The following is a 16,794-nucleotide window of genomic DNA, read 5'->3' on the forward strand; positions in this document are numbered from 1 at the left end:
CTATTCTACCTTCCTATCTAAGTAAATTCTATTGTCACTGATTATCTTTTTGTATTGATCTACTTCATACAGTGTTGCTGAACCTTCATAAAGTTCAAGGATATGTGTAGAGTAATCTATTGCCATTCTTAAATTATGTTCTACAGAAATTACAGTTATTTTGTGCTGTTGATTAAGCTTTCTTATTAAGTCATAAATTTCTTTCTGAGATAAATGGTCTACCCCTGTACTCAATTCATCTAAAAATAATAATTCAGGCTCTCCCATTAATGCTCTAGATATAAAAATCTTTTGTTGCTGTCCACCTGAAAGGGCACCGATAAGTTTATTACAATACTGAAGCATGTTGACTTTCTCAAGAGCTCTATTTATAGATGATTTATCCTTAAGATTAAGAGCGTTAGCATGGCAGTCTAATACTTCTTTGACTGTAATGGTAAACTGAGAATTAAAGCTATCAACTTTTTGTGGAACATAACCTATTTTACTTGTATTAAGTTCTACTTTGCCTTTATTAGGCGATAATTGGTTTAACATTAATTTAACTAATGTAGTTTTAGAACTACCGTTAGGACCTATTACTGAAACAAAAGCTCCTTTTGGAATATGTAAATTAATGTTATTTAATATATAAGGTTCTTTACCTGTATATGAAAAACATAAATCTTTAACTTTTATCAAATTTATCAGCTCCGTTTTATAATCTAAAGTTTATTATACAACTAAATGCAAATGGTTTGCAACAAAAGGACAAGATAAATACATTTAGTTTTATAAAAACTAGTTATTTTTAGCTGCTAATGTTGAAATATCCTTTACATCATCTAACTTCCACATGCTACCTTTAGTTTTAGATAGAGAAAGTTGATATTTTTTTCTTATGTGTGGGGATTCGTAATATAAACCTTCAACTTCCACTATAGCTTTATTATCATCAGAAAATAACAGCTTCATTCCATTTACGGTAAGAACTTTACTTTTGTTAAATATTCCAGTAGTCATATAGTGGTTAGTAGCATAATTAAGATCCTTACATTTAGAATTGGTCATATTTATGTTTATCAAAGAAATTATAGAAATTACTATGGCTGAAGCTAAGGCTACTCTTGCAAATCTAAACTTATTAGCTAATCTTTTTTTGTTTTTAATTGGGATTATACTTTCCATATGATGACTCCTTAAGTGTTTAAATTTTTGAAATTATAAATGCTCACAATAAAAATATATTACCAAATTATGTAAAATAAATAAAGCTTAATGAATAATATTTCATATATACTAGAAGCTATGGACAAAATAAATCTAGTATATAAAGTTATTATTAAAATAAAATGTATAAGAATACTTGAAAATATGGTTATTATAACAATATAATATACTTATAATTTTTTTAAGATTGAAAGGATGAGCGTTATGGATTTTTCATCATTAGTACTTATAGAGAAAGATAAGGAAACAGGAAATATATTAAGTGAGTTAGGCAGCTACTCAGTAAATGAAGGTGCTGTTTATGTTACAAAATTATATTGTATAGATAATGAAGTAAGTTTATATTTTGACACAAAGAGAGATGTGGAAGAATGGGAATATTCAGCTATATTTGATCTTTTTGAGATAGAAGCTTTTGAAGAACTTGGTTACAAAATACAGGAAAAGGATGAAGAATATAATCCAACTTGGGTGGTAAGTTTTCCATATGATACTGAGCATGAGGAGACTAGAGCTGTTATTAACGAATTATGTTCTATTATAAAGGATAAAATAGAAAAAGTTTTTGAAGATATTAAAGGTAAGGAAGATGAATATAAATAGATTAATAACATTTAACATATTTTTATAATAACTTTAAAGGTAAAAGTTAATTATATCATATGAAGTAATTTTTATTTGAAATTAATGAGAGGAGAATGAGAAATGGCTGAAGTAAAAAGTCTTAAAAAAAGAGAAGAAATAGACTTAAAATACAAGTGGAAAGTAGAAAAGATATATAATAGCACAGAGCAGTGGGAAGCTGATTTTAAAAGCTTAAAAGAAGAAGCTCTAGAGACAAGAAAGTATGAAGGGAAATTAGGCGATAGTAAAGTTTTAGAAACTTTTCTAAAGCTTAATGAGAAGATCGTAAGAAAAGCAGAAAAGTTAATGGTATATGCTCACTTAAGATCTGATGAAGATACTTCAAATCCTGAGTTCCAGATAATAAGAAGTAAAATAGATTCTTATTTCGCTGAACTTGCTAGTTATGTTGCATTTTTTGAACCAGAGATTTTAGCTCTGCCAGATGGTACTATAGAAAGATTTCTTCAAGAAAACCCTGAATTAAAGGTTTATGATTTCTTGTTAAAGAGTATCTTGAAAGAGAAACCACATATACTTACAAAAGAAATGGAAGAATTGTTAGCTTCAGTATCAGATTGTTTAGATGCACCTTCTAATATTCACAACATGCTTACTAATGCTGATATGAAGTTTTCGGTTATTAAAGATGAAGACGGCAACGATGTGGAACTTACAGAAGGGAATTATTCAGGCTTTATAAGAAGTAAGGACAGAAGTGTCAGAGAATCGGCATTTAAAGCTTTATTTAAGGAATATAAAAATTTAGAAAACACTCTTTCTGCTTCATTAACATCTTCTATCAAAAATTTTATTTTTAATGCAAGAGTAAGAAAGTACTCAAACTCACTAGAGGCATCCTTAAGTCCAAATGATATTCCTTTAGAAGTTTATACAAATTCAGTAAAGACAATGAATGATAATCTAGAGTCTTTACATAGATATGTTACTTTAAAGAAAAAACTTTTGGCATTGGATGAGATTCATATGTATGATTTATATGTTCCTGTTGTTGATATAGAAAAAGAACATATTGAGTATGATAAAGCAGTAGAGATGGTAACAGAAGGGCTAAATCCTTTAGGTGCAGAATATTTAGGGATATTCTCAGAAGGAATAGAAAGTGGTTGGATTGATGTATTTGAGAACAAAGGTAAGAGAGGCGGAGCTTATTCAAGTGGGGCATACGATACAATGCCGTATGTACTTCTAAACTATAACTTCTCACTAAATGATGTTTCAACACTTGCACATGAGATGGGACATTCAATTCATACTTATTATTCATCAAAAAATCAACCATACATTTACTCAAACTACACATTATTCTGTGCTGAAGTAGCGTCTACAACTAATGAGATAATTCTTATACATCATTTGATAGATAAGGAACAAGATAAGAAAAGAAAACTATATCTTGTGAATCAAGAATTAGAACAAATAAGAGCTACAGTATTCAGACAACTTATGTTTGCTGAATTTGAACTAAGAACCCATGAGCTTATGGAACAAGGTGAAGCTTTGAGTCCTAAAGAACTTAATGGTATATGGCATGATCTTAATACAAAGTATTTTGGATCAGATATGATTGTAGATGAAGAAATTGATAGTGAATGGTCAAGAATACCACATTTTTACAGAGATTTCTATGTATATCAGTATGCAACTGGTTATGCAGCTGCATCTGCTTTTGCTAAGGCAATACTAGAAAACGGAGAAGAAGCTGTAGAAAAATATAAAGGATTCTTAAAGGCTGGTGGATCTGATTATCCAATAAATGTTCTTAAGAAGGCCGGAGTAGATATGACAACGCCAGCACCACTTGAAGCTACAATAAATAGATTTAACGAACTTTTAGATATGCTTGATGAGTTAATATAGAACTTACTATAAAAAGTAATTGAAGGTTAACATCTATAGAGGCTTTTTTGTGGATTTGTTTTGAAAATTTTATAATTTCCTGTAAAGTAAAAAAGGATTGCTTAGGCGGTCCTTTTTATAAATAATAAATATGGAGAAAGTTATGAAAGTAAATGAAAATTCAATATTACAATTTTTGGTGAAGGAACAAGGGTTCTTTGTAGAAGAATATTACTGCAATCCACTAGAAGAAAAAAGATGGATTGCTTTAAGGGAGATAGAGAGTGGGATTTATGCGGTAATCGTTTCAGAAGAAAAAAATGAAACTGTATCAGCAGAATACGCAGGCTATTATCTTAGAGAAAAAGGGCAAGAATTTGCTTTGATTAATGTAGTTATTACTGATGGCAATTATAGTGGAACTGAAAATCAAGTGTTTTATTCGAGAGTTATTTATGATAGAAGAAGTAACGGGGTTACACAATATGAGCGAAATGGAGAGTTTGTATATAATTGCATAAAAGACATGACAGAAAGAGGGACAAAAAAGATATCATTAGAAGGTAAATCAAAGATAACTTTTGGTCTTATTGTAATAAATGTGGTAGTGTTCTTAATTACTGCATTAGTTTCAGGTAACTTTGGTGATATAGATACATCAGTGCTTGTATACTTTGGTGCCAAGCAAAATGAATTAATTCAATCAGGCCAATACTATAGACTTATAACTGCAATGTTTTTACACGGAGGTATAATTCACATAGCATTTAATATGTATGCATTATATTCACTAGGAAATCTAATCGAGAACATATACGGTAAGTGGAAATACTTGCTTATATATTTTTTAGCAGGAATTTTATCAACTACAACAAGTTATATTTTTTCGCCTTATGTTTCTGTTGGAGCTTCAGGAGCTATATTTGGGCTATTTGGTGCGGCTGTAGTTTTTGGTTTGAAAGAAAGAAACAGAATAGGAAAGAATTTTTTAACCGAAATAGCTACGGTTATAGGAATGAACATAATAATAGGACTATCTTCACGTAATATAGATAACTTTGCACATTTTGGAGGACTGCTTGGTGGTATAGTTATAGCTTTTCTACTATACGATAATAAAAAATTCAGACAACAAGAAGTATAAGCTGTTTAAGTAAAATAAATTAGAACAAGCTAGTAGTTAAAGATACCTTTTTTAATTAAGATGATGTTAAAGCACCGTGTTGAAAATTAAGAGGTTAGTCGTACGATGCTTTAATGAGCTTACGCAAAGAATTAATATGATTTTCTCATATTTTTAAGCATAGCCTTAATTAAGCAAAAAGACTCTCGATAAATCGAGAGTCTTTTTGCTTTTTGTTTCTTAGGTATAAATTAAAGTAATTAAAAAGTTCTAAAGAATTTATTAAAATGAACTACTGTAATTATATTAAATTAGACCTAGTATAATTATTAATTAGACATTTCACGATGAAGATCTTCTGTATAAAGAGTTTCGTCACTAAGAAGATGTTGAGACATACTATGAAGTTTATCAATATTTGCAAGTAGAAGTTCTTTTGTCTCATCATATAATTCATCGATCATAGCTTTACATTCTTCTATAACTGAGGTTCCACAAGAATTTGATAAATCACCTAAACTTGATATCTTCAGTAATCCAAGATTTTTACCCATTCCATACTCTGATATCATGTCTTTAGCAAGACTTGTTGAATGACTTATATCACTATAAGCTCCTGTGGTTATATTTTCGATACCAAAAATAATTTCCTCGGCAGCTCTTCCACCAAGCAGAACCATAATTCTTTTTCTTAAATAGCTATAGGTTTTGTAGGCTGAATCCTCAGGTATTGTAAGGGTATATCCTCCAGCTCCTTTAGTTGTAGGAATTATAGTAACTTTAGAAATCTTTTCTTCAGGAAGTTTGATAAGTGAAACTATAGCATGTCCTGACTCGTGATAAGCTGTTATCTTTCGATCTATATCTCTAATTGAGCTTCTATCATTTTTTTCATGGCCGGCGATTACTATTGAGAAAGCTTTGTCCATATGTTCTTCAGTTATATAGGTAGAATCTTCCTTTGCGGCTAATATAGCAGCTTCATTTACTAAACTTTCTAGCTTAGCTCCAGAGAAGTAAGTTGTCTTATTGGCCCAATCTCTAACATCAATGTTGTTAATAGGTTTATTTTTAAAATAAAGGTTAAGGATTTTTTCTCTTGCATTTACGTCAGGTAAAATTACTTCAACGTGTCTATCAAATCTACCTGGTCTTAATAATGCAGAGTCTAAGATATCTAATCTATTTGTTGCAGCCATAATTACTATGCCTTCTTGTTCACCAAAGCCAGACATTTCTGTTAGAAGAGCATTAAGAGTTTGGTCACGTTCATCATTTCCGCCTGATGTCTTCCCCCCATCTCTTCTTTTTCCGATAGCATCAATTTCGTCAATAAATATTACAGCTTTTCCGTTGGCTCTAGCTTTCTTAAATAAACTTCTTATTCTAGCAGCACCTACACCTACATACATCTGCACGAAATCAGAACCACTTACTGCATAGAAAGGAACTCCAGCTTCACCTGCTACAGCTTTAGCAAGTAAAGTTTTACCTGTACCTGGTTCACCATAAAGTATTATTCCCTTAGGTAATCTTGCTCCATACTTTTTATACTTTTCTGGATTTTTAAGAAAATCAACTATATCTTGAACACTTTCCTTAGCTTCTTCATTTCCTGCCATAGATTCAAAACTGAATCCCTTTTTTTCGCTGTCTTTTACATCAGCACCATCAACTACGGTCATGTTAGAAGTGGATGTACGTCCGCTATAAACTGCCATATAAATTATAGAGAAAACTGATATAGTCAATATGACTGAAGGAATAGTCTTTTGTATTGGAGCAGCCGATGAGCTATTAACCTTAACTCCTTTTGTAAGTAGGTTTTCTTTAAAGCTTGGACTGTTTGGATTCTCAACTAGATAGCTTTCTCCAGTTTTAAGATATACCGTCAATTTCGATGAGTCATTAATTTGTACATTTGATATTACATTTGAGTCTAAATCCTTCACAAATTCAGAATAGTTTTTTTCTACCTTCGTAGTAGGTAGATAATAGGTATAGAATATTAACGCAGATAAAGACATTATTGCAGTTAATATAGGAACAATAATCATCTTGTTTTTTAATTTATTCATTGGTATCCCCCTACCTTAAATCATTTATCATAATTAAAATTATACGTTTTTAAATTTAACTGTCTAATCAAAATCATAACTTTTGCCAATGTAAGTTATGGATGTTTTGGCTTTAAAAAATATAGCAAATAATGTATACTCAATAGATGGATGTATTTATATAAATATAGGTTAAGAGGGGGAGAGCATATGCATGTTTCTCAGGTTACAGCTAGATTAAGTGGACAAGATGTCATGTCCATATTAAATGATTTTGTAAAAGTTGATGGTTTAAGTTTTGAGAATATAAAAATTTGGAATACTATAGAAGTAGAGGGAAACTTTAAGAAAATAGTAAACATAAAATTTAAAGGTGAAGTTGAGATAATAAGCATACATAATAATATACTTACACTGAACATATCACGAGTGAAGATAATGAAGGTTGGGATTTTAAAATTTATCAAGAATTTTGCCCTGAAGCTTAGCCTGAAAAATTTTAAGTACATGGGCATATCGGCTAAAAAAGATATAATTAAAATTGATATAAATAGTATATTAAGACTAGTTCCTTTTTTAAATTTGAACGTAGGAAATCTTTGCTTGAAAGAAGGGTTCATATTAGCTGATATAGATTCTGCAACTATCGATTTAAAAAGAATAGGGGAGGCACCTGAGGTAACTACAGAAAAAATAGAGGAAGAAGTACCAAAAGAGGAAGTTGCATTAATCAATGTTCAGAAGGTTAAGGATAGTTATTCTGATACAAGAGAAAAAGTTGCTGAGAAGATACCTAAGAGGTTGAAAAAATATTCAGATTATCTATTTATAATACCTGACATAGTTGCTTTAGTGTATAGGTTATTGAAAGATAAAAGAGTAGCTAAAAAGACTAAGATTGTGCTAATATCTTCTATGGCATATATAACATTACCTTTTGATATCTTACCTGATAAGATACCTTTTGTTGGAGGTATTGATGATTTAGGTGCGGTATTTTTTGCTATTAACAGAATAGTAGAAGATGTTCCGCTAGAAATCATACTAGAAAACTGGCAAGGTAAAAATGAATTTATAGATGTACTTAGAAGTTCTGCTGAGTACTTAACTAGATATACAGCTGCTAAAAACATAGAGAAAGTTTATAGTGCAATTAACCAACTTGTAGAAGTTTAAGATTCTTAGAAAAACCATAAAACGAAGAAAAGCGAGGCTACAAATGGGCAAAAAAGTATATGCAATCAAAGAAGGTTTTGATTTTAATAAGAATGAAAAAGTTCAAGATTTAATAGTGAACACTTGGGATCAGTGCTTAAAGCTGGTGAAGGGTGTAAAGGGAGCAAAATATAAAAGTTTTGAAAGTATAGAAGAGGCAAAAGCCTTTTTAAAGGAACAAGGGAATATATTAAAAAAAGGTGAAGATAATTATCCATTAGACTGCCTTCATGCATATGTTGATGGAAGCTACAACGTGAGTACAGAAGAGTATGCCTACGGGGTGGTAGCTGTTAGAAATGATGTTGTTCAGTACATAGGTAGTGGAGTAGGTAAAAGTAATTCGGAAAAAAATATAAGACAAATAGCTGGTGAGCTAGAAGCAGCAGTAAAAGCTACAGAGTATGCTTTGCTTTCAGGAGAAAAAAAGTTAGTTATTTTTCATGACTATGCAGGAATTTGTTATCATGCCACTGGATTTTGGGAAAGAAAAGATGAATCATCGAAGAAATATTATGAAAAGATGAATGAATTGATGAACAAGGGCATAGAAGTTATATTTGTCAAAGTGGATAGTCATACTGGAGATTTCTTTAATGAATTGGTAGATGAAAAATGTAAGGAACAATTAGGAATAGATTCTGAAAAAGTAGTTGAAAAGTGGTTATCAAGCAACAAATTAAGAGTCTTGAATAGCAATGTAAAATACGAAATAGAAAAAGTTGCACCAAAGTATGCAGATAACATTTTAATAGAAAATGAAAGTTTAGGGCAGGATACTGTTGGTATTGAAATACCTGATTCAATTAATGATATATTAGAAGCACTTCCAGAAAGTAAGCGTAGTGAAGTTTTAGAGTACGCAAAGAAGATTTATGCAAAGCATTTTAATAAAGCTTAGATTATTAAATTAGCAGTTTTTACAGGTATAAATTGGAGCTTATAATTTAAAAATAAATGCACAAAATATAAATGAAAATTTATTAAAAAGAGGTGCAAAAATATGGGAAGATTTATGAGTGGTGTAACTACTGGAGCAATAGTTGGAGCAGCATTTGGAATGATGATAATGCCTCAACTAGATAGGAAAACACAAAAGTCTCTAAAAAGAGCAGGAAGAATGGTTATGAATCTTGCTGAAGAAAGAGCAGATGGAATGATGGGTTTGTTCAAATAAAAATACTCGAGGACTATTCCTCGAGTATTTTTATTTTGATATAACTTAGGTAATTGTTTATGAATAATAAAAAAAGGTTTTAAATTTAAGTTTTATAAGCATAATTAATGTAAATTAAGGATTAAAGTAACTACAAGTTTTGAAAAAAGTTATTACAATAATTAAAAAGAAATGGTAAAAGTATATAATATTACAAAGTTTTTTAGAAAAAGTAGAGAATAAAATAAAAATTAGAAGAAGTTTGTAATGTTTTGATTTTATTAGCTGAATTATGTGATATAATAAATTATAATTTTAAATCTAAAAAAATTACATAATTAAGGAAAAAGGAAGAGTGTGTATGGAGATTCTTTCACTAGGAGAAAAAATAAAAAGAAGAAGAAAAGAATTGGATATGACTTTAAAGGATTTAGCTGGTGATAGAATAACACCAGGTCAGATAAGTCTTGTTGAGTCAGGAAGATCAAATCCATCTATGGATTTACTTGAATATCTAGCTGCAACATTAAAAACTTCCGTAGAATATTTAATGGAATCAGAAGAAACTCAAGCAGAAAATATATGTACTTATTTTGAGCAGGTGGCAGAATCATATATATTAGACAATGATACGATTACAGCAGAAAGATATATAGAAAATTCACTTTATTATGCAGAGAAATATAGCCTTGAGTATAGAAAGGCTAGAAATCTATATTTGAGAGCTAAAATTTATATGGCAAAAGGAGAAAATGTTTCAGCACAACAGTTTTTTCTTTCAGCAAATGTTATCTTTATAAAAAATAATAATTTTGAGGAAATGGTACAAACTTTCTTGTATTTAGGTAAGATAACCCTTGAACTAAAAGCTTACCATTCTGCAACATCATATCTTAAACAAGCAGAAAAACTGTATATAGATAGAAACATTGGTGATGACTTCTTGCTTGGGGAGATATATTTTACTATTTCAAAGACGTATTTTAAGCTGGAAGATGTTAAAAATTCAATGAACTATGCATTCCTTGCTAAACAGAAATTTGAACAAATATATGATCAAAAAAAGTATGCTAAGACACTATTACTAATATCTGAAGAATACAATAAAAATGGTGATTTAGCTAACGCTATAAAATATTCTAAGAAAACCTTAGAGGTTTATAAGAACTTACAGGACTTGGAAAATGTTTCGTACATAGAAAATAATTTAGGTAGACTTTTCTATCAGTTTGAAAACATAGAAGAATCCTTTAAGCATTATGAGATAGCAAAAGAGCTAAGGGAGAAGAATAAGGATAGTAGACTGCCAGAAACTTTGATTAATATTTGCGAAAATTATATTAAATTAAAAGATATTGCAAGTTGCACCTCTGTTATGAAGGATATTGAAGATAACCTAGATCCAAGTAACTATTCAGATATTATTGAATTTATGTTAATTAAGTTCAGAGTACTAATCATAAAAGAAAGCTATTTAGAAGCTGAATCAGTTTTGTTAGATACCTTTAAGGTGTCACAAGATAGTGAGAATTTGAAAAAAGCAGGAGAGATTGCTGTAATGCTCGGTAAATTCTACCTAGATCAAAAGAAAGATACTGAAGCAGCTAGATTTTTAGATGAAGGCGTAGGAATCTTTAAAAAATTAGGCATAATTAGAAATTAGTTTTTTTGATAGGTGAGGGGAATGGAGATTTTATCAACTGGTGAAAAGATAAAAAGGGCTAGAATATATAAGGGAATAACTTTAAAAGAGTTATGTGATGAAAATATATCTATTTCTAAGATGAGTTGCATAGAGAACGGAAAAGTTAAGGCTGAGCCTTGGATTTTAGAAATTGTGGCAAAAAAGCTAGATTTAGATATAAATTATTTAAATGAAGATGTTAAAGATCAATTAGAAAGTAATCTTAAATTGTTAAAGCAAGGCTTAAGGAATGATAATTATGAAGAGGAATTAAAGTTGTGTGTTAGCTATTCTACATACTATAATTATTCAGAATTAGCCTTTGAGTTTATGCATCTTCTTTTTACATATTATTTAGAAGAACTAAAGTATAAAAAAATACAAGATATGATGAACCAATATTATGAAGTAGCTCAAAAGTTAACTGATAAAGCGTATATATTTTACAAAGACATGGCAAAATACTTTTTTGATAATAAGGAATACAATGAAGCACTAGCTTATTACAGTAAATTAAGAATAAGCCGTCAAGTTATAAAAGAGGATTTTGTCACCGAAATAATTTATTCTGAGGCAGAATGCTACCTAAAATTAAAAAAAGATGACTTAGCGTATAATCTGCTAAGAGATTATATTAAGAAACATGAAAAAATTGAAGATATAATAATTAAAGGGAAGATTTTAAGCTTGTATGGAGGTCTCCTTATAAGATTCAATAACATTGAAAGTGGCAAGTACATAAATAAAGCCTCAGATTTTCTTAAGGGAAGCCCTAAGGATTTAGCTAAAGCTAAGCTTTTTTACGGTGAATCTTATTTTAAGATTGACGATAGTGAAAATGGTATAAAAGAAGTTCGTGAAGCTATGGACATGCTACCTAAAGAAAATAAGGATTTTTACTGTGAATTATTGAATAAAGCTATCACCATTTATATTGAAAATGGTGAGCTTGAAATTGCAGATGAGATGGCATCCGAAGCTTTAAACATAGCTATAGGATGCGATAATGTCAGATTGATTGAAAGATCCTATTATTTAAAAGCATTCGTTTTTCAGAAGAAAGGATTATACGAACAATCAGAGATGTATATGAATCTTTCAATAGATTCTTTAATGAAGTTCGGAAATTACTCACAAAGATATAATAGATACATCGAGATGGCAAATATGTATCATGAGATTGGTGAAGTAAGAGAAGCAATAAAATATTTTACACTTGCAATGAGTATGGAAAAGAAGCTTTAACATTATGTTAAAGCTTCTTTTTTTATCTATTCATTAAGAAAATATTTATCATATTGTTAAGGCGTTTTTGTATTTAGTGATAATAAATCAACGTTTACATTTACAATATGAAAAATTAATAAATTAATTATGAATTTAGTATAAATAGTATAGTATTGTTGGAATAAATATGATAGAATGATTTATAATGTTTTTTGTATACAACTATACATAAAATATTATAAGTAAAAGCTATAAATAATAATTTATGTATGGAAGTAATTAATTTTATTTTATAATCATGAAAGGGGGCTTCTAAATGGCTGTTTTTGAAAAAGAGACAGGCAAGAAAATTTATATTGTAGATACAACTCTAAGAGATGGTGAACAAACTGCTGGTGTTGTATTTGCAAACCATGAAAAGATATCCATAGCTGAGATGTTAAGTGATCTAGGGGTGGATCAGCTTGAGGTTGGTATTCCAACTATGGGTGGAGATGAAAAGCAGGCTATAAAAGCCATAGTTAAAAAAGGACTTAAGTCAAGTATAATGGCATGGAATAGAGCTGTAATCAGTGATATTGAGCAATCAATAGACTGTGGGGTAGATGCAGTAGCTATTTCTATATCAGTTTCTGATATCCATATACAGCATAAACTACAGACTTCTAGAGAATGGGTTATTGAAAATATGCTTAAAGCAGTTGAATTCGCTAAGAAAAATGGGCTTTATGTTTCTGTAAATGGAGAAGATGCTTCAAGAGCTGATAATGAATTCTTAGTGCAGTTCATTAATGCAGCAAAAAAAGCAGGAGCAGACAGATTTAGATATTGTGATACTGTAGGTATAATGCACCCAGCTAAGATACAACAAGAAATAAGTTTTTTAAGAGATAATACAAATTTTGATATAGAGATGCATACTCACAATGATTTTGGTATGGCTACAGCAAATGCCTTAGCTGGACTTGCTGGTGGCGCTACTCATTTGGGGGTAACTGTAAATGGACTAGGTGAAAGAGCTGGAAATGCAGCATTAGAAGAAGTGTTAATGGCATTAAAACACGTTTACGGCTATGATGTAAATGTTGATACAAAGATGTTTAAAGAAGCTTCAGAATATGTTGCTAAGGCTTCTGGCAGGGAACTTCCTGCATGGAAAGCAATTGTTGGTTCTAATATGTTTGCACATGAATCAGGAATACATGCAGATGGAGCAATTAAGAACCCATTGAATTATGAAGTTTTTGAACCTTCAGAAGTAGGTTTAGAAAGACAAATTGTTATTGGAAAACATTCTGGTAAAGCTGCTATTGTAAATAAATTTAAAGAGTATGATATAGAGCTAACTCAACACGATGCTGATGAACTTCTTGTTATGGTAAGAGAATTATCAGTAAAGCTAAAAAGAAGTCTTTTTGATAAAGAACTTGTACAGTTATATAAAGACTATTCAAAAAGATAAGATAGATATACTACTTTATCATATGAGTAATTTTAAAATTCTAATAGATTATTAAAAGAATTTTTTAAGGTTTAATGCTATGACAAAGTAGTATATCAATAATAGTGAGAACAAGGAGGAATAAACATGGGATTAAATTTAGTATATAAAATTTTAGAAAAGCATTTAGTTGAGGGACAACTTATTCAAGGTGAACCAATTGGGATAAAGATAGACCAGACGCTTACCCAAGATTCTACTGGAACTATGACTTACCTTCAATTGGAAGCAATGGGGATAGATAGAGTAAAAACTAAAAGATCTGTAGCTTTTGTTGATCACAATATGCTTCAACAAGGTTTCGAAAATGCTGATGATCATAAGTATATACAAACTGTTGCAGCAAAATACGGAGTACTGTTTTCAAAGCCAGGTAACGGCATCTGTCATCAAGTCTTCCTAGAAAGATTTTCGACTCCTGGAGATACTTTAATTGGTTCTGACAGCCATACACCAACAGCGGGTGGTGTAGGTATGATAGCTATAGGTGCTGGTGGTCTTGATGTAGCGGTTGCTATGGGTGGGGGAGCATATTTTATAAACGCTCCAAAGGTATGTAAGATAAACCTTACTGGTAAGTTATCACCTATGGTTTCAGCAAAGGATGTAATCCTTGAAGTTTTAAGAAAACTTACTGTAAAAGGCGGAGTAGGCAGAGTTTTTGAATATGGTGGAGAAGGTGTTAAAACACTTTCAGTTCCTCAAAGAGCAACTATTACAAACATGGGAGCTGAACTTGGAGCAACTACTTCTATATTCCCAAGTGATGAAAAGACTTTTGAATACTTTAAAGCTCAAGGTAGAGAAGATGAATGGAAGGAACTTCTACCAGACGAAGATGCTGTATATGATGAAGAAGTGGTTATAGATTTAGAAAAATTAGAACCACTTGCTGCAAAGCCACATAGTCCTGATAATGTTGAAGAAATAAGAACTATAGGTAAGATTAAAGTTGACCAGGTAGCTATTGGAAGCTGTACAAATTCTTCCTATGAAGATTTGATGAAGGTAGCTAAGATTTTAAAGGGTAATAAGGTTCATCCAGATGTGTCATTAGTTATAGCTCCAGGTTCAAGACAAGTTATGGAGATGATATCTCGTAATGGAGCTTTAGGTGATATCATAAGTGCAGGTGCAAGAATTCTTGAAAATTCCTGTGGACCATGTATAGGAATGGGGCAGGCTCCTGGAACAGAAGGAGTTTCACTAAGAACCTTCAACAGAAATTTCTATGGAAGAAGTGGAACTTTAACAGCTAAGGTTTATTTAGTAAGTCCAGAAACTGCTGCTGTAAGCGCAATAACAGGTGTTCTTACAGATCCGAGAGAATTAAAAGCTGATATAAATATAGAACTTCCTGAAAGATTTATATTAGACGATTCTATGATATTAAAGCCAGCTGATACATCAGCAGAGGTTGAAGTTGTAAGAGGACCTAATATAAAGCCATTCCCAAATGGAGTTGCTTTAAAGAATAGCTTAGAAGGAAAAAATCTTTTAAAGGTTTCAGATAATATAACAACAGATCATATAATGCCTTCAAACTCAAAATTACTACCATATAGATCAAATGTACCTTATCTTGCAGATTTCTGTTTTAATACGGTAGACACTGACTTCCCGGCAAGAGCTAAGGAATATAATGGTGGATTTATAGTTGGTGGCAATAACTATGGTCAAGGTTCAAGCAGAGAGCATGCGGCATTAGCACCATTATATTTAGGGGTAAAAGCTGTAATAGTAAAGAGTTTTGCAAGAATTCATAAAGCTAATCTAATTAACAGTGGCATACTTCCATTGACTTTTGAGAATGAAGAAGACTACGATACTTTAGAACTTCTAGATGAGTTAGAGATAAACAATATAGATAAAGACATATATACTGGAAAGCTTAAAGTAGAAAATAAGACTAAAGGAACTAGTTTTTCAGTAGTTGCAGATTTATCTCAAAGAGAAATAGAAACACTACTAAGTGGTGGAAAGCTTAACTATACTAAGGAATTAATGAAAGAAGGTACAGAGAATGCATAAGATAACATTAATACCTGGAGACGGAATAGGACCTGAAGTTAGTAATGCTATGAAGATGGTATTAGAAGCATCAGGAGTAGAAATAGAGTGGGAAGAGGTTCAGGCTGGAGAAGCTCAGATAGAAAAATACGGCACACCACTTCCAGATCATGTTATAGAAGCTATTAAGAGAAATAAAATTGCAATAAAAGGACCTATAACAACTCCTGTAGGAAAGGGTTTTAAAAGTGTTAATGTTACTTTAAGGCAAAATCTTGACCTTTATGTTAATCTTAGACCAGTTAGAAGCTTTAAAGGGATAGAATCAAGATATTCAGATATAGATCTAGTTATCGTAAGAGAAAACACAGAAGATCTTTATGCTGGTATTGAACACAAAATTGGCGACTATGGTGCTGAAAGTATAAAACTTATAACAAAGCCTGCATCTCAAAGAATTGTGGAATTTGCTTTTAAATATGCTAAAGATAATAAGAGATCAACAGTAACAGCAGTTCACAAAGCCAATATAATGAAGCTTTCTGATGGATTGTTCTTAAATACCGCAAGAGAAGTTGCTGAAAATAACGCTGAAATTAAGTTCAATGATTTAATCGTAGATGCTGCAGCGATGAATTTAGTAATAAATCCCCAAAAGTATGATGTTATGGTTATGCCTAATCTTTATGGAGACATATTATCAGACTTATGTGCTGGCCTTGTAGGTGGACTCGGAATAATACCAGGAGCAAATATAGGTAGAGATTATGCAGTGTTTGAAGCTGTTCACGGAAGTGCTCCTGATATAGCTGGCCAAAACAAAGCTAATCCAACAGCACTTATACAATCTGCTATAATGATGCTTAGACATATAGGTGAATATAACCATGCTGATAAGATAGAAGCTGCACTTTCTAAAGTGTTCTTAGAAGGAAAGGTTCTTACAGGAGATCTAGGTGGAAGTGCTACAACCACTGAATTTGCTGAGGCAATCTGTGGAAAATTATAGTTGAATGGAATTTCTAGAGTTGTCTAAGCTAAATTTCAGGATTGAGATATAATTTCCTAAAGAATAAAAAAACTTGCTGACAGTGTGAAACTGTTAGCAAGTTTTTTGTATAAGTACTA

The 16,794-nt window shown here is 31.1% G+C and carries 14 protein-coding genes; 11 read left to right on the plus strand and 3 right to left on the minus strand.

Annotation, left to right across the window (positions count from 1 at the left end; translation table 11 throughout):
* Complete coding sequence (locus bsdtw1_RS04725; protein WP_183276453.1) at positions 1–681, minus strand: metal ABC transporter ATP-binding protein; 681 nt, start codon at positions 679–681, stop codon at positions 1–3.
* Between the two features lie 99 nt (positions 682–780).
* Positions 781–1,167: a hypothetical protein gene (locus tag bsdtw1_RS04730; protein ID WP_183276454.1), complete on the minus strand. Its 387-nt coding sequence runs from the start codon at positions 1,165–1,167 to the stop codon at positions 781–783.
* Between the two features lie 246 nt (positions 1,168–1,413).
* Here bsdtw1_RS04730 and bsdtw1_RS04735 point away from each other — a divergent pair, with 246 nt between their 5' ends.
* The 3 genes from bsdtw1_RS04735 (at position 1,414) to bsdtw1_RS04745 (ending at position 4,837) form a co-directional block, all read left to right on the plus strand.
* Positions 1,414–1,812 (plus strand): DUF6762 family protein, encoded by a 399-nt coding sequence (locus bsdtw1_RS04735; RefSeq protein WP_183276455.1) that lies wholly within the window; start codon positions 1,414–1,416, stop codon positions 1,810–1,812.
* 102 nt (positions 1,813–1,914) lie between these two features.
* The gene (pepF, locus tag bsdtw1_RS04740) at positions 1,915–3,714 is read left to right on the plus strand and encodes an oligoendopeptidase F (RefSeq protein ID WP_183276456.1); all 1,800 of its coding nucleotides are present in this window, start codon (positions 1,915–1,917) and stop codon (positions 3,712–3,714) included.
* Between the two features lie 142 nt (positions 3,715–3,856).
* A complete protein-coding gene (locus bsdtw1_RS04745; protein ID WP_183276457.1) occupies positions 3,857–4,837 on the plus strand; it encodes a rhomboid family intramembrane serine protease in 981 nt (326 codons plus the stop codon).
* A gap of 308 nt (positions 4,838–5,145) precedes the next feature.
* Here bsdtw1_RS04745 and bsdtw1_RS04750 read toward each other — a convergent pair whose 3' ends face one another.
* Complete coding sequence (locus tag bsdtw1_RS04750; protein WP_183276458.1) at positions 5,146–6,894, minus strand: ATP-dependent metallopeptidase FtsH/Yme1/Tma family protein; 1,749 nt, start codon at positions 6,892–6,894, stop codon at positions 5,146–5,148.
* A gap of 189 nt (positions 6,895–7,083) precedes the next feature.
* Here bsdtw1_RS04750 and bsdtw1_RS04755 point away from each other — a divergent pair, with 189 nt between their 5' ends.
* The 8 genes from bsdtw1_RS04755 to bsdtw1_RS04790 all read left to right on the plus strand — a co-directional run bounded on the left by bsdtw1_RS04755 (position 7,084) and on the right by bsdtw1_RS04790 (position 16,675).
* A complete protein-coding gene (locus bsdtw1_RS04755) occupies positions 7,084–8,049 on the plus strand; it encodes a YkvA family protein (protein ID WP_183276459.1) in 966 nt (321 codons plus the stop codon).
* A gap of 43 nt (positions 8,050–8,092) precedes the next feature.
* Complete coding sequence (locus tag bsdtw1_RS04760) at positions 8,093–8,989, plus strand: ribonuclease H1 domain-containing protein (RefSeq protein WP_183276460.1); 897 nt, start codon at positions 8,093–8,095, stop codon at positions 8,987–8,989.
* Positions 8,990–9,091: 102 nt separating this feature from the next.
* Positions 9,092–9,265, plus strand: coding sequence for a hypothetical protein (locus bsdtw1_RS04765; RefSeq protein ID WP_183276461.1), 174 nt, complete (start codon positions 9,092–9,094; stop codon positions 9,263–9,265).
* Between the two features lie 340 nt (positions 9,266–9,605).
* On the plus strand, positions 9,606–10,907 hold the full coding sequence (locus bsdtw1_RS04770; protein WP_183276462.1) for a helix-turn-helix domain-containing protein: 1,302 nt from the start codon (positions 9,606–9,608) through the stop codon (positions 10,905–10,907).
* A gap of 21 nt (positions 10,908–10,928) precedes the next feature.
* Positions 10,929–12,173 carry a helix-turn-helix domain-containing protein gene (locus bsdtw1_RS04775; RefSeq protein ID WP_183276463.1) on the plus strand — a complete coding sequence of 415 codons (1,245 nt, stop codon included), beginning with the start codon at positions 10,929–10,931 and terminating at the stop codon, positions 12,171–12,173.
* A 298-nt stretch (positions 12,174–12,471) separates the two neighbouring features.
* Positions 12,472–13,617 carry a homocitrate synthase gene (gene nifV, locus bsdtw1_RS04780; protein WP_183276464.1) on the plus strand — a complete coding sequence of 382 codons (1,146 nt, stop codon included), beginning with the start codon at positions 12,472–12,474 and terminating at the stop codon, positions 13,615–13,617.
* 126 nt (positions 13,618–13,743) lie between these two features.
* Positions 13,744–15,687, plus strand: coding sequence for an aconitate hydratase (locus tag bsdtw1_RS04785; RefSeq protein ID WP_183276465.1), 1,944 nt, complete (start codon positions 13,744–13,746; stop codon positions 15,685–15,687).
* Positions 15,680–16,675 carry an isocitrate dehydrogenase (NAD(+)) gene (locus bsdtw1_RS04790; RefSeq protein ID WP_183276466.1) on the plus strand — a complete coding sequence of 332 codons (996 nt, stop codon included), beginning with the start codon at positions 15,680–15,682 and terminating at the stop codon, positions 16,673–16,675. The genes bsdtw1_RS04785 and bsdtw1_RS04790 overlap by 8 nt, the downstream gene beginning before the upstream one ends.
* Positions 16,676–16,794: the final 119 nt, after the last annotated feature.

It is taken from the genome of Clostridium fungisolvens, assembly GCF_014193895.1.
Lineage (GTDB): Bacteria > Bacillota > Clostridia > Clostridiales > Clostridiaceae > Clostridium_AR > Clostridium_AR fungisolvens.